The sequence below is a fragment of the Paenibacillus eucommiae genome (assembly GCF_017874215.1).
Classification (GTDB): Bacteria; Bacillota; Bacilli; order Paenibacillales; family NBRC-103111; genus Paenibacillus_AI; species Paenibacillus_AI eucommiae.
Window position 1 is genome coordinate 455,708 of the sequence record NZ_JAGGLB010000003.1, and the last position, 13,464, is coordinate 469,171.

At 41.4% G+C, this 13,464-nt stretch carries 12 protein-coding genes; 4 read left to right on the forward strand and 8 right to left on the reverse strand.

The annotated features are described in order from the left end of the window. Positions 1-419 precede the first annotated feature (419 nt). From J2Z66_RS07480 to J2Z66_RS07490, 3 genes are read left to right on the forward strand one after another with little or no spacing between them, the layout of a single operon-like run. Entirely contained in the window at positions 420-1,496 is a 1,077-nt protein-coding gene (locus J2Z66_RS07480) for a GerAB/ArcD/ProY family transporter (protein WP_209970724.1), read from the forward strand. A 5-nt stretch (positions 1,497-1,501) separates the two neighbouring features. Beyond that, entirely contained in the window at positions 1,502-3,049 is a 1,548-nt protein-coding gene (locus tag J2Z66_RS07485) for a spore germination protein (protein WP_245375337.1), read from the forward strand. After that, positions 3,049-4,200 (forward strand): Ger(x)C family spore germination protein, encoded by a 1,152-nt coding sequence (locus J2Z66_RS07490; RefSeq protein ID WP_209970725.1) that lies wholly within the window; start codon positions 3,049-3,051, stop codon positions 4,198-4,200. The genes J2Z66_RS07485 and J2Z66_RS07490 overlap by 1 nt, the downstream gene beginning before the upstream one ends. A 106-nt stretch (positions 4,201-4,306) precedes the next feature. On the opposite strand, the gene coaD is transcribed toward J2Z66_RS07490, so the two are convergent. The 6 genes from coaD to J2Z66_RS07520 form a co-directional block, all read right to left on the reverse strand. Then, complete coding sequence (coaD, locus tag J2Z66_RS07495; protein WP_209970726.1) at positions 4,307-4,786, reverse strand: pantetheine-phosphate adenylyltransferase; 480 nt, start codon at positions 4,784-4,786, stop codon at positions 4,307-4,309. Positions 4,787-4,797: 11 nt separating this feature from the next. Continuing rightward, on the reverse strand, positions 4,798-5,307 hold the full coding sequence (locus J2Z66_RS07500) for a phosphoesterase (RefSeq protein WP_209970727.1): 510 nt from the start codon (positions 5,305-5,307) through the stop codon (positions 4,798-4,800). A gap of 577 nt (positions 5,308-5,884) precedes the next feature. Beyond that, positions 5,885-6,391: a C40 family peptidase gene (locus J2Z66_RS07505; RefSeq protein WP_209970728.1), complete on the reverse strand. Its 507-nt coding sequence runs from the start codon at positions 6,389-6,391 to the stop codon at positions 5,885-5,887. A gap of 505 nt (positions 6,392-6,896) precedes the next feature. Then, the gene (gene spoIIP, locus J2Z66_RS07510) at positions 6,897-8,081 is read right to left on the reverse strand and encodes a stage II sporulation protein P (RefSeq protein WP_209970729.1); all 1,185 of its coding nucleotides are present in this window, start codon (positions 8,079-8,081) and stop codon (positions 6,897-6,899) included. A 174-nt stretch (positions 8,082-8,255) separates the two neighbouring features. Then, positions 8,256-8,972, reverse strand: a complete 717-nt coding sequence (locus tag J2Z66_RS07515) for a permease prefix domain 1-containing protein (protein WP_281068803.1) — start codon at positions 8,970-8,972, stop codon at positions 8,256-8,258. After that, entirely contained in the window at positions 8,956-9,303 is a 348-nt protein-coding gene (locus J2Z66_RS07520; RefSeq protein WP_209970731.1) for a PadR family transcriptional regulator, read from the reverse strand. The genes J2Z66_RS07515 and J2Z66_RS07520 overlap by 17 nt, the downstream gene beginning before the upstream one ends. A 270-nt stretch (positions 9,304-9,573) precedes the next feature. On the opposite strand from J2Z66_RS07520, the gene J2Z66_RS07525 reads away from it, so the two are divergent. Next, a complete protein-coding gene (locus J2Z66_RS07525) occupies positions 9,574-10,848 on the forward strand; it encodes a copper amine oxidase N-terminal domain-containing protein (protein WP_209970732.1) in 1,275 nt (424 codons plus the stop codon). A gap of 49 nt (positions 10,849-10,897) precedes the next feature. Here J2Z66_RS07525 and J2Z66_RS07530 read toward each other — a convergent pair whose 3' ends face one another. After that, positions 10,898-11,986, reverse strand: a complete 1,089-nt coding sequence (locus J2Z66_RS07530; RefSeq protein ID WP_209970733.1) for a GerAB/ArcD/ProY family transporter — start codon at positions 11,984-11,986, stop codon at positions 10,898-10,900. 252 nt (positions 11,987-12,238) lie between these two features. Beyond that, the gene (locus J2Z66_RS07535; RefSeq protein ID WP_209970734.1) at positions 12,239-13,462 is read right to left on the reverse strand and encodes a Ger(x)C family spore germination protein; all 1,224 of its coding nucleotides are present in this window, start codon (positions 13,460-13,462) and stop codon (positions 12,239-12,241) included. Positions 13,463-13,464 lie beyond the last annotated feature (2 nt).

A 13,464-nucleotide genomic window follows, 5' to 3' on the forward strand; every position in this document is an offset into this window, starting at 1 on the left:
CTACCGATAAGCAAGAACCCATGGTGCTCCGGCCTAACGGATTCATCCCTGGTAGTGTGTGCCCGACTCTCACATCGAACAACAACTACCTTTAATGCCCCCCTGATTCCCTGTCTCGGGATTGAAGTCATTCAGAAATGTGGGAAATTCTGTTTGAACATGAATCGTATATTACGCCTCTGCACAGGGAAAGTAAAGCAGCAAGAAATTGGACTAAGATTGGTTTATCGGCACTTTATGGCACTAATAACGTTAACGCTCATTGCGACCTTTCATTCTCTCGTTATTTCTCTTCTTCTCTAATTTTTCATTACTTAATCCGATCCTTGGAGCTTAGGCAAGAGGTTTATAACCATGTCTTTTGGAAACAATGCTTACTGAATGCTAGAATTCTGAACAATAGACAAGGTGGGATTCCAGTGTCGAAAATAAGCGTTATCCCTTTATTTGCAATTATTATTTTAGCCGTTGGACTCATGAATCATGTCATTGTCATTCCTCTGCTGCTAGATAAAGCGCAAAGAGACTCATGGTTGAGTGTGCTCATTGTATTTCCTTTATTTATGATCTGGATTGGCCTGCTTTTCTACATTATTAGGAAGACTAAGCAGCAGCCGATCATTGAATGGATAGAGCAGAGATACGGAAGCTTTACAGGTTTCCTCTTTAGGGTTGTTTTCATTTTATTTTTTGTCTCCATCAACCTGATGACCCTCAAGGATACTACAACTTGGACAGATATATTTTATTTGCCTGCTACTCCAACCTGGGTCATTGCCAGCTCTATGACTTTGCTTTGCTTTTTTGCCGCCAAGTTCGGAATTCGGGCCATTGGCATCACTTCTGGCATTTTGTTACCCTTTGTCGTTATATTTGGCGATTTTGTTATGAGCGCAAACTTACCCAAAAAAGACTATTCCATATTAATGCCTATGTTCGAAAATGGAATCCAGCCTGCAATCCAGGGAATGACATTTGTTGGTGGCGGGCTTGTAGAGCTTATTATTCTTTTATGTATCCACCAGCACATCGCATCCAAAATTCGCCTATCTCACCTGATTGTACTTGGCTGCATTCTCGTCATTCTTATTCTCGGTCCGCTTACGGGATCTATCGCTGAGTTTGGCCCTTTTGAAGCAGCTAAACAAAGGTATCCGGCTTATGAGGAATGGAGACTCGTGACGATCGGCAGGTACATCCAGCATGTTGATTTTTTATCGATGTATCAATGGCTGGCCGGATCCTTTATCAGAATTTCGATTACTATGCTGCTGTTCGTTGAGTTACTGGGTATCCGTACTCAGAAAAATCGGAATACGGCTTTGATCCTGACAGCGGCAGGCATGATTATTTTCACCCAACTGCCTATTAGCGACATGCGATTTATGCAGTTTCTATCCGCTGTTTATTTTCCGGTATCGTTGTGGACGATGCTATCCGTATCCTGTCTGCTGTTCATACTCGTTATGATCAAAAGCAAAGCAAAGGAAGTGTAAAGTGAATGTTCATTAAAAAAATGCTAACCAAGCTTCTGCTTTCCCAACAAAAGAAGGAAAAGAAGGATACGCTAACGAATACCTCTCCACCAGTTAATTTCGAACGGCTAGACGAACAGCAGATACGCATGCTTTTTGCCAAAAGCGCAGATATTATGATTCAGAAATACCATTTTGATGTTGATGGACACTATGGCGAGCCCCTGCTTCTATATTGCAATGGGATGGCCGATTTAAAACAGCTCAATCAATATGTGCTGCCACAGCTGGAAAATATGATAAGAAACGGCAGTATACATAGTGAACAAGTTACAGGCAAGACCCTGCCGCTTGAGCCTATTGACCTGAAAGCCGGCGTGGGTGCACTTGTTTCCAGCGTATATGCAGGTAATCTTATTGTCATTTTTGAAACTGTTCAACTGCTCTACGCTTTGGATATTGCCGATCCTCCTCACCGGCAGCCTGAAGAATCCAACACAGAAACGACCATTAAAGGTCCAAAAGACGGATTTACTGAAGAACTTGTAACCAATATCGCTCTCGTTCGTAAAAGGTTACGTACCCAGTCTTTATGCTATGAGCAATTTATAGTTGGCCGAAGAAGCAAGACAAAAGTTGGTCTCTTGTATATGGAGGATATCACCAAGCACGAGGTTGTAGAAGAAGCCCGATCACGGCTCAATGGGATCAATATCGATGCGATTTTCAGCAGTGCTCAATTAGAGGAGTTACTCTCAGATTCGTCTAATTCCCTATTTCCGCTGCTTGACTACACCGGTCGTCCGGATTACATAGCAGACTGCCTGATGCATGGCCGGTTAGCGATCATTGTGGATGGTGCTCCAACCGCTGTAATTGCCCCGGCAAATTTTACATTGCTATTGAAAAGTCCGGAGGATGCTTATTTTCCCTTTTATTATGTTACACTGGAACGTTTTTTGCGGCTGCTCGGCTTAATCATTGCCCTGTTTTTACCGGGCTTCTGGGTATCCCTTTCATCGTTTCACATGGATCAGCTGCCATTTCCTCTAATGGCCACTGTAACTCTTTCCCGCATAGGCCTCCCCTTGCCTGCTCCCCTTGAAGTCTTTTTGATGCTTGGTTTATTTGAGCTTTTCAGGGAGGCAGGCGCTCGCTTGCCCAAAGCGGTAGGTCAGACGGTCGCCGTTGTCGGCGGACTTATTATTGGTGATGCATCCATTAAGGCAGGGCTGGCTTCAACGACGATGCTCGTTGTATCTGCAACAACAGCTGTGGCTACCTTTACGTTAGTGAACCAGTCATTAAGCGGATCGGTCACGATTATCAGGCTGTACGTTCTCCTTTGTTCCTCCTTTTTAGGAATGTATGGATTTTTTCTGGCCGTTTTCTCCGTAGTTTTATATCTTTCCCAATTAAAGTCCTTTGGAATGCCGTATTTGGCCCCCCTATCCCCACTTCGCATAAGTGATGTGCTGGCCAGCCTATTTAAAAAGCCGATTCGCGGCAATAATGCCCGGCCTGAAATATTGCAGACGAAGGATTCAACCCGGCAAGGGGGCGAAGGCTCATAATGTCTCTGTTGATCAAAATAACATGTGTGTTGTCCCTAACGATGATAGTCCTGACAGGGTGTTGGGATGTGAAAAATATACAAGATATCAATTACCTGACGGCTATCGGAGTTGATATGGAGGACGATCAATATGTAGTCTATGTGCAGATGCTGGATTTTTCCAATGTAACTAAACCAGAAGGAGGCTCCAAGCCCACGCAACCCATAACGCCATGGATCGGAAAAGCAAAAGGGAAAAACGTGATTACAGCTTTAAATGAAATGTATAAAACCTCTCAGCAGCAGCTATATTTTGGTCAGATTTCAGCTCTTGTTTGTACAGAAAAGGCAATGAAGGGTGGTCTGGAACCGATTATAGATGCTTTGGACCGGTACAGGGAATTCCGTTATACATCCTGGGTGTTTGGTACAAAAGAGACGATGGAAAATATTTTTGCTGTCCAGCCTTTTTTTAACCAGTCTCCATTAAGCTCACTCTTGCATGAACCTCAGGCTCCATATTTTCAGGAATCCTCTATTGTGCCATTACAACTTCGGCAATTTGTCAAAGACTTCAGGGAACCTGGCAAGACGAGTCTCATTCCATCTCTAACGATCTCTAAAGAAAATTGGAAAACTGGCTTTAAAGAGCAGCCGCTGCTAAAAATCGACGGTATTTACGCCTTCCATTCCGGCACATACAAAGGATGGTTAGGACGAAAGCAATTGCAGGGCATGCGCTGGATGGAGCCCGAGACGAAACGAAGCCCCCTTGCGATTGAGATGGATGGAAAGCCACTGGTTACTTTATCTATAGAAAAGCCGAAAGTAAACGTTACATCCTTAATAGCTGACAACAAGCCAACTTTTCATGTTGACATTTCAGTTAAAGCCACCATCAGTCAGGAATTGGAAAATATCTCCCAGGCCGATATTGAACAAGAAGCTGAGACAAAAATTAAAAAGGAAATTATCGAAACCTATGAGGTGGGATTGAACAATAAGACAGATATTTTACAGCTGGAGCACAAGTTCTACAGGCAAAAAACGAAGGAATGGAAAAAGATGATTGAAGACTTTCCTTTAACTAAGGAATCCCTAAATCTAAATGATATTGTTGTAAATGTACATATTACTGACTCTGGAAGATACAAAACAATAGCGGAATAGCTGGGCGTCGGCACCCCAAAAAGCCATGACACAACATCTGGTGATCATGGCTCTGCTTTTATGTTCAGCTTTCATGTTCTGGCTTCCATGTTCTGCTTCCATTTTATCAGTCATGAATTTGTTTTATCATCTCCAGATAGGCTTTAGGAGCCATATAGGATTGGGCCAGCTCCATCTTATCGGACTTCAGAAACATCCTTACAAGAGAACTGCTTGTCTGCATGTACTGTGTGTAAGGGGATAAATAAATAGTATCTGCCTTTGTGGTGTTTCGAATATACTGCTCAAGCTGCAATTCATATTCCAGATCGGTTGCATTACGGATCCCTCTTATGACGACTTGAATGTCATTTTCATTAATGTAATCGGCAACTATGCCTTCAAAGGGAACTATTTTTAATTTCTCCTCTTCTTCGACGGACAGGAGGACGAATTCCGTTCTCTGTTTAATTGAGAAGTGATGCTGCTTCGTTCTGTTGTTAGCTACAATAATATGTACTTCCTCAAATAAATGAAAAGCTCGTTCGATTACGGAAACATGACCTAAGGTAATCGGGTCAAAGCTCCCGGCATATAGTGCCTTCACATCATTACCCCCTACTGTTCTTCGCTCACAACTACCGAGTCTCTAATTTGCTCAAAGGAAAGCGGCTTGTAATCCCAATGCTCCACACAAACATTAAAATAACTTTTGCCCTCATACTTCTGACCGTGGATATGTCCATGCACATTTACATAAGGCATATGTTTATTCATATACATCGGCTCGTGACTGAGGAAAAAGAAGTTTTTATAAACAATCGGATGTTCGCTTACCTCGTCAAATCCAACATCAAGCCACCAGCTTCTAGATCTCCCGCGGTCATGATTTCCTAGAATCAGAACCTTGTATCCATTAAGAGCATTTACGATCTCCTTAGTCTTATCCCGATTCAAGAACGAGAAGTCTCCAAGATGGAACACTTTATCTTCTTCCCCTACTACCGAATTCCAGCTTTCCACCATATATCGGGTCATCTCTTCAGCATCTTGAAAAGGTCTCGATTCAAAATCAATAATGTGCTTGTGCCCAAAATGATGATCTGAAATGAAATAGTCATGCCGCATCTGCGATTCCTCCAAGCTTCCATATTAGATATAAATGCAATATAGTTGTCCGCCGCTTGAACCTTATCATACATGTTAACACAGGTTCTTGACAATTTTAAATTTATGAGGAACCTTGCGACGTCCTTCGAGGTACGTGTTCGAACTTGGATGCGTTATGGAGGGAATGGATGTGGGCTCCAGCCGCTGTTAAAGATTTGTTCCCTTGAATGGTGTGATGTGGAGGTAGGAACAAATCTTTAAATGCGGACGCTAACGCTCTTCCATCCACACCCATCCCCTCTTACAGCTACAATCGCATGAACACCACAGTCAAATGGACAGCCAGCAAGGCTTTTTCTCTTGGCTGGAGGAAATTATTGGCGGGTGCAAGACGCTGGCGCTGGGGATGAAGAACGCCCCCTGCCAAAGCGTGGAACTAAGAAGGATCTACTACTTTAGCGATGTTTTTCATCGTTAAAAGCACCAGTCGTCTCCTCAAACTTACTTTAACGATGAAAAACATCGTTAAGTCAAATTGAAAAAAGCCCCAAATGAATTGGGACTTTGTCTTTTAGTTTGCTTCTCGTTATTATATTTAAAGCACTCGACGGGCTGTGCTGTAATGATTTTTCCACCAGCCTGAATTCATATTGGAGATAGTCACACCAGGTTTACCGTAAGTGTGAAGAATTTTACCGTTCCCTAAATAAATGGCTACATGATGAATGGGAGAATAGAAGAATACCAGATCGCCCGGCTTCAGTTGACTTTTTGGCACATACTTCCCAGCTTTAGATTGTTGCTTGGAAGTACGCGGCAAAGAAACACCATGTTGTTTATATACATATTGCGTAAAAGATGAGCAATCAAATGCATTCGTACGTCCTGACTTTGCTCCAAACACGTAGCGAACTCCCATAAAGCGCTTTCCTGTCTGAATGATCTTAGCAGCTTTAGTTGTGGCCGATACTGTAGCTGCATATGCTGTATGAGTTGGTTGTAATAAAGATGCTGGAGAAATCAGCGACAGACTTAGAAGAGAGATCCCAACGGCTGTTCCAACTACAGTTTTTGCAAAACGGTGTTTTTTGGTGATGTTCATAACATCCTCCTTCTTGTTCTTGGTGTAGGTTAATCACCTAGGGAAACTATAACATACGAAAATTTCCCATAAATTACTAGATAAGAGAGAAAGATAGAGTATTCCTCATTTATACCACAAACATGAAAAAACCATGAGAATTCTCTCATGGTTACCTTATTGACAATGAACAGGGTTATTTTCAATTAAAAAACCTGTTTCAGGTTCATAAAATTTCTCATAACTAAACCAATGAACGAATGATTATAAAAGCAATAAGTCCTATCAGCGCAAGACTTAGGACAATAGTCGTAACTCTTGCCGCTGTACGGGAAGCTTTAAACAATTTATTGCGGAATGAACCTTCTTCAGCCGTAATATCGAATTTGACTAGGATAAAAGGAAATAGAAGTACGACAAATAGGAAAAATAAAATTTTAGGAGCAATTAGGTGAATAAGCACATGAACAAGGAAAAAATCGATTATACTTTTAAACGTATCCATATTGTTGCCCCAATCAAATAGTTACAAAACAGAATTAACCTCTGTTATATTTTTTTTGCTTTTGTAAAAATCAGAAATCACATCCGATAAGGCATCTATGGTCCGGTATGATTCTTCAAGCGTATTATTAACGCCGCCAACTTCAATAATCATACTATTGATGGACAAATCCTGGTTGTAGACACCATTCCCCTGTGAGTGATCCTTCGCAAAGATACCTTTTGACAATCCAGGATACTTTTTATTGAGTATATCAATGAATTCTTTCGCAAATTCAGTGTTCTCTTTCCATTTTGGATTTTCTGCACCAATAATTATGTACAATTGTGCATAATCTTTTCCATTAATTATTGTTGTAGTTGCTTTCCGTGGCCCTGAATCACGATGGATATCAAACAAATATTTGATTTCTTTATTTACAATCATGGCTTCTTTCACATTTTTTCTTGAATAAAGATAGGATTCTGTTGTCTTGAAATCCTTCCCATAAACAACCTGATAATCTGTCGAATCATGAAGACTTTTAATGCCATAATCACTTAATTGTTTGGCTAATCTATCTCCTAATAAAGTGACATTCTTTTCTTTATCAAAGGCAAGAAATTCTTTTGTTATGTGGGGTAATTCCGGTAACCATGATTCACGATTATGAGAGTGATAGATGAGTATCTCCGCTTCTGCATGATTGATATCTACCGGTGTTTTAGTTTCATTGTCTGTTGGATTTACTGGTGGAATATCATGGCTATCCGGCGTTTCCGTTGCAGTCTCTTCAGGCTCGATATTGGCAGGCGGATTGCTCTCTGCAAAGTTTCGCTCATCATTTCCGGGATAGTCAATTCTTTCATCTCCATAATCTCCTGGATGAAGCAGGGTTGCATTATTTATTTTCATTTCTGGAATGATACCTGCCATCAGAGTTTTTTTATCCTTGAGATCCACATTCAGTAAAAACTTCAGCATAAAATTCGCTATATTTTTCCCTTCAAAGGCATGTGTTTCCGTTTGATATAGTGGAATTTCCAAACTTAGGACACTACTGAAGATCTGGGTAGGGATGTTAGCTGCTTTACCCGTCGGTATTTTATAGGCCGGGTTAAAAGCGGCTAAGGCTGCGCCTAACAAAACTGTAGATAGGAAGGTTATAAGCATTATCATGAGAAAAGTCCGAAATAGTTGAATAAATCCAGCACCATCAATCTTCATAATTTTAGTCTCATGAGCATAGGATCCTCTCCCTTAATAGTTACTAGGATCTTATGCTATTAATCTGCCAATTATGCATTACTATAGTTCCAAGTAACAAGACGATATACTTGTTTGCTAGAGTGTATGTTAGCGCGTTTGCTAGAACTTTTGCTTGAGCTCTTCTTATCCTATCTATCTTCTCCCTCTTATCCGTGCTATATATGTAAGTACAAAGGCTATGCACAGTAGGAACGCAAGCTGCAATACGGAGCCAAATCGCAAAATATTATACGAATAAGCTACTAGATAAACATCCTCCTGATTAGGATAAATGGCTGGGATCCGTTCTATCTTCGTTGTAACAGCAATGGAGTCATCTTGTGGAAAGCCCTCCGAATCTATCGTTTTGTATATTATAGGCGATGAGGAATGTGTCCCCCGTGTAATAACAACATCCTTGATCACCTTCTCTTCTATAGCACGATCAACTTCCTTTTTTAAAGCGTCCATATCAGGCTGTTCATTCATAAAAAGTGCACCCGATACGCCATTGTAAAAAACCTCTCTTTCGTGCTGATTGAGCTGCTTTACTCCCCAGGCCGTGATGGCTAACAAGATTATGGTAGATAGAATAACGATTGCCGAAATCATCTGTTTGCTCTTCGCTTTCACGACAGACACTTGCGTATCTAGGCGATCATCAAAACGATCAGCAAAAATTTCTTCTTCTTGACCAAAGTTCTCTATTGCTTCTTCAATGGCTTGATTATCAGTAAGGCCTCTTTGCTTAGCCTCTTCGATATATGCATAGAGATGAGTTCTCATTTCTTCCTTCATATCCTTTATTTCTCGTGGATCTAACCCCGAATCCTGATATAAACGATTAAGGAAATCATCTATTCTTTTCATTACTCTTCACCTCGAGAAAAGATTCTAAAATCTGTTTCAGTACAAGCCATTCACTTTGACTGCTTACATACGTATCAACGCCTTCCGGTGTAATCCGGTAATATTTCCTGCGGGCAGCGCCTTCCGATTCACTCCAGTATCCTTCAATTAATTGTTTTTGCTCCAATCTCTTAAGCGCAGGATATAAGGTTCCTTCTTTTAAAACAAATAAATTGCCGCTTACTTCCTTCATTTTCTTGCTCATTTCATACCCGTACAGATCATCAGTCTTAAGTAAGCTAAGAATAATTAAATCTATATATCCTTTCAGCCATTCCTTCCGTATTTTCAAATACCTCATCCCCTCGAAAGTATGGTAACACACAATATATTGTATTACAAGGTATTGATAAATGAGAAGCATTTTTAGTAGATATATATACCTATGTTATTAAGCAATCAATAATGTCATTCTTATTCACTTATAGACCTACGTCCTACTTATCAACCAAAACAGGTCATAAGTATCGTGTCTGGCTATTACTACAGTACCTGGAAATATTTTGGAAAGTGAAGTATCCTGTTAGGGTTCATAATCCACAGCCAAAGGAGGATATTAATTTTGTATAAACCGCAAGTGTTTGAAAAAGTTAACGTACTTCAGATAGGCTTTATGCTGCTGTTGATCATGTGCGTTATCGGCGTTTCTCCGGGTAAGGCCACAGCTGCAGCCGCGCCACCCCCTATTAAAGTTTTTGTCGATGTCACTCCAATCCAATTTGAGGTGGACCCGCTGCTTAAGCAAGGTACGACGCTCGTCCCCTTCCGTCCGCTGTTCGAAGCTATGGGCATGGAGGTAGAATGGAACAGTGAACAGCGTCTCGTCACAGGCACTAAGACTGGGCTGGACATTACCCTGAAAATAGACAATATCAATGCGACCATCAATGGTAAAACGGCGGTGCTTAGCCAAGCTCCAACGATCATTTCCGGCAATACGATGGTGCCGCTGCGTTTTATAGGCGAGGCAACAGGAGCTGTCGTAGCTTGGGATGGGCCGAATCGGGAAATTACGATTTTCACCGAAAAGTTCTGGCAAGGGCTTGGCATCACTAAAGCAGAGCTAGAAAAAAGGCTGGAGGGATTTCTGACTACAGATACACCAGCTGCCCCCAAGGAGGATAAACCCGCATCTCCAAAACCTGATGTATCCAAAGGCAGCGGCGAGTATGCCCCCTCCTCGACAAGCACTGTCGATCTGAGTAAGCTCCTGGGCATGTATTATGGCTTCAGAGACGATCTGGGGGGGAGTGAATGTGGAGGTATTTGTTGGGACTTCTATACCTTCCTTCCCGGAAATAAGGTAATTATAGGCGAGTCTCCTCACGGGGGACCTGATACGCTCGACTGTACACAGGATGCGTGCAGCCCCTATACGATTTCCAATGGGACGATGAAGCTTGACAATGGGGATACCTTTGCCATTGCAAAGTCTGACAAAGGTAAATTAATGATAGACGAGGTTAGCCTGGAACCCGTTAAACCGGCTGCTAAAGGGTTAATGCTTGAAGGGAAATACAAATATCAAGGATACTCTGGTTTAATAGGCATCGATCCTTATTCGTCTTCCTGGACTGAGTACATTACGTTCAATAAGAATGGAGCCTTTGAAAGTAAAAACCTTTCACTTTCCAGTCTCCAAGGCGGTTCGTCGTCAACAAACGCGACTAAAAAAGAGAGTTCAACAGGCACGTATGTAATTGAAGGCAATACCATAGTTTTAACCTTCAAGGATGGAACCACTCAGTCTCTGCTCTTCTTCATTCATGAAAATACTAAACGGGGACCTTTGGAGGACATCCAAATTGGTGATCGTAACTTTTATATAGATAAATAATCGATTCTTATGCACCTAAAGGCTGCACTCATTTAATTGGGTGCAGCCTTCAGGTTCTAATCAATCTTTTGATGGATGCAATCGCGTAGACAAAAAGTGGAAACAAGAAAAAACCAGTTAGTATATACAGGGTTCCCGAGTTCGAAACAAATTCTGCGAGTGTCCGGAAATCATTGACAGACCAAAATGACATCAAAAGGATAAGAAAGGCAAGTGGAAACACAAAAACACGTGCGGCATGGTTGAACTCAAAGGTTTGAGATAAACCTATATAAACGGCATAGAAATGAACGCTGATCTTGATAAATTCACCAAGCACCCAGACCATCATCACCACAGACTCAACATGTTCAAAGAAGTTCGCCAAACGAATGTAACGAGCGGCCATAAACACGGGGTAATTGTAAAATGAGGTACTGTCACCTAAAAGCATAAATACAGATATATTAACCACAAACATTAAGATGGCAATACCTGTGACGCAAATAATGCCCCATTTCATAATGGCTTGTTCATCTTTTACATGTGGTAAAATGTAGATAACCACCATAAGCTGACAAAACCAGCCGCTCATAATAACAGAACCCTTCATTAGCGGTGTGATCCCTTTTTCGAATATCGGTAATATTTCCGTTGGATGTAATTCTTTTAAGAGCATAACAAAAATCAGGAGTGCGGAAACAGTAATGATCGGAATGAACAACTGCCCGCATCTCGCAAGAACCTCGATCCCTTCTTTCACAACCCAGCAGGTTAAAAGCAGCATCGCGCCCAAAATGACGACAACCGGTGTTTTGAAAAAAAAGTTATTCACCATAAATGCGCCATAATCGCTCGTAACGATCGACAGTATATGTATTTGAAAGCATAGAAACAACAAATTGAGTATTTTACCAATTGGTTTGTTAAAGACGGTTTCCAGTAATTTGATAAACGTGCCATCCGGAGAAAGACGATATAGCTGTACAGCCAGCCAAAAAACAAAATAGCCAAAAACGATACATATGAGAGGGGTCATCCACATGTCTTGTCCGGATATTCGAGTGGTAATCGAGGGCATAAGCAGCACAGAAGAGCCCAAAATGGACTGGAACATTAGAAAAGCCATTTGAAATGAAGATATTTTCCCCTTATCCATAGGAACCCCCATTCCTTGCCCGAGTATTAGGGCTTCAAATATTTACTTATCGGTTTATACAGTGTATTAACGAGTTCTGTGGGACCAGGCATATTTGGATTTCTGAGAAGCGCAATGAAGAGAAAACAACAAAAGCTGAGCAATAGGATATAAACTGCGATAGTGCGTCTGCCTTTTTTAAAATATCTCAGATCCTTCCATGCGAGAAGAGCAACCAGCACCCAAATTATACTCAAGGATATTCCATTCAATTTAGTTTCCCTTTCTAATTACATTAGGTATCGTCTCATTCATAGTACCCGGCCGGATAATATAAACTGTCGCTTGAACGTCGACTTCCATCTCAGCAAACTTGCTGCCCCAATCCAATTTTGCTTCCTTCCACTGCTCCTTATACTTTCTTCTAAACATTTCGCCAAATCCAAATACATCAGCCTTCATTTGCTTTTGTATTTTTTTCAAGGCTCCTTCAATTCGCAGCTTAATCAACTCAGCAGATCCAATTTCTATTTTTTGCAGGTGCTCAGCATTCATCAAATCAAGAGATGATGTATTCTGGATCACATCTCCATCACATTTTATAGAAACGGTCATTTTCCACTTCCCTTCAGGAGTAATAAAGGGCTCCAGCTTGGTATTACTATTAGCCAGTCTGATGGAGGTAGTTCCAGTGGAACCCATATGCGATACATTAATCGTAGAAGCTTTGATTTTATTTGTTAGCCAGAATGCACCTCGTGTTAACTGATTATCCAGGCTGCCTATCATTTTTGCTTTTTTGAATATTGTCAATCCATGAAAATAAGGCATCTCTGTATTTCGGATGTAATTCTTATCAGCCATATCAGAAGCTTTGACAATATAGGGAAGAAAAAACGTTTGCTCAGGTGTTTCTACGATTTTTTCAATCACCTGCTTTAAATCCACCTCTGTACTGACCTGTTTTTTGGACAATTCCCGCAGTGCTTCCATGGAACTCCGTTCCATTTGGGGAACTACCTTCATGATCTCACTGGCTGTCCCTTCGGTGACGTATAGCGCCCCTCTCTCTCGCATACTGGAAAAGCGTAAAATAAAGTCCAAATCATCAGCAATACCAGCTTCCGCACGCTGCTTGCCAAATACATATACGTCATTATGTCCCCAAAACAACCTTCTAGAAATACGTTCCTGAAGATGCGACATGGCATCTGCAAGAGAAATGCCTACTGCACTGGTAACCAGCGTTTGACCACTGTTGGAGCCGTTTGAGTCTTTGCCCTCTTGTGTGTTTGCAGACTGGGTGCCGACTGCCGGAAGATAAATTTGCGCCGATAATTTGACCTGATTATGCTCTTCCTGATCGATCCCCGCAGCCATAACCAGCGCCATATCCGTTACTTCAGAGCGATCCCAACAACCTGAAACTAACGGCAGCGTCAAAAAAATCAGGCAGAGCAAAGTGATTCTTTTACAACATGCATTTCTTGCAATCATCC

Bases quoted from the DNA above. Each gene is read 5' to 3' on its own strand.
- J2Z66_RS07485 (WP_245375337.1), top strand. From the start codon at position 1,502: ATGTTCATTAAAAAAATGCTAACCAAGCTTCTGCTTTCCCAACAAAAG.
- J2Z66_RS07490 (WP_209970725.1), top strand. From the start codon at position 3,049: ATGTCTCTGTTGATCAAAATAACATGTGTGTTGTCCCTAACGATGATA.
- J2Z66_RS07500 (WP_209970727.1), bottom strand. From the start codon at position 5,307: ATGCGGCATGACTATTTCATTTCAGATCATCATTTTGGGCACAAGCAC.
- J2Z66_RS07505 (WP_209970728.1), bottom strand. From the start codon at position 6,391: ATGAACATCACCAAAAAACACCGTTTTGCAAAAACTGTAGTTGGAACA.
- spoIIP (WP_209970729.1), bottom strand. From the start codon at position 8,081: ATGAAGATTGATGGTGCTGGATTTATTCAACTATTTCGGACTTTTCTC.
- J2Z66_RS07515 (WP_281068803.1), bottom strand. From the start codon at position 8,972: ATGAAAAGAATAGATGATTTCCTTAATCGTTTATATCAGGATTCGGGG.
- J2Z66_RS07530 (WP_209970733.1), bottom strand. From the start codon at position 11,986: ATGGATAAGGGGAAAATATCTTCATTTCAAATGGCTTTTCTAATGTTC.
- J2Z66_RS07535 (WP_209970734.1), bottom strand. From the start codon at position 13,462: ATGATTGCAAGAAATGCATGTTGTAAAAGAATCACTTTGCTCTGCCTG.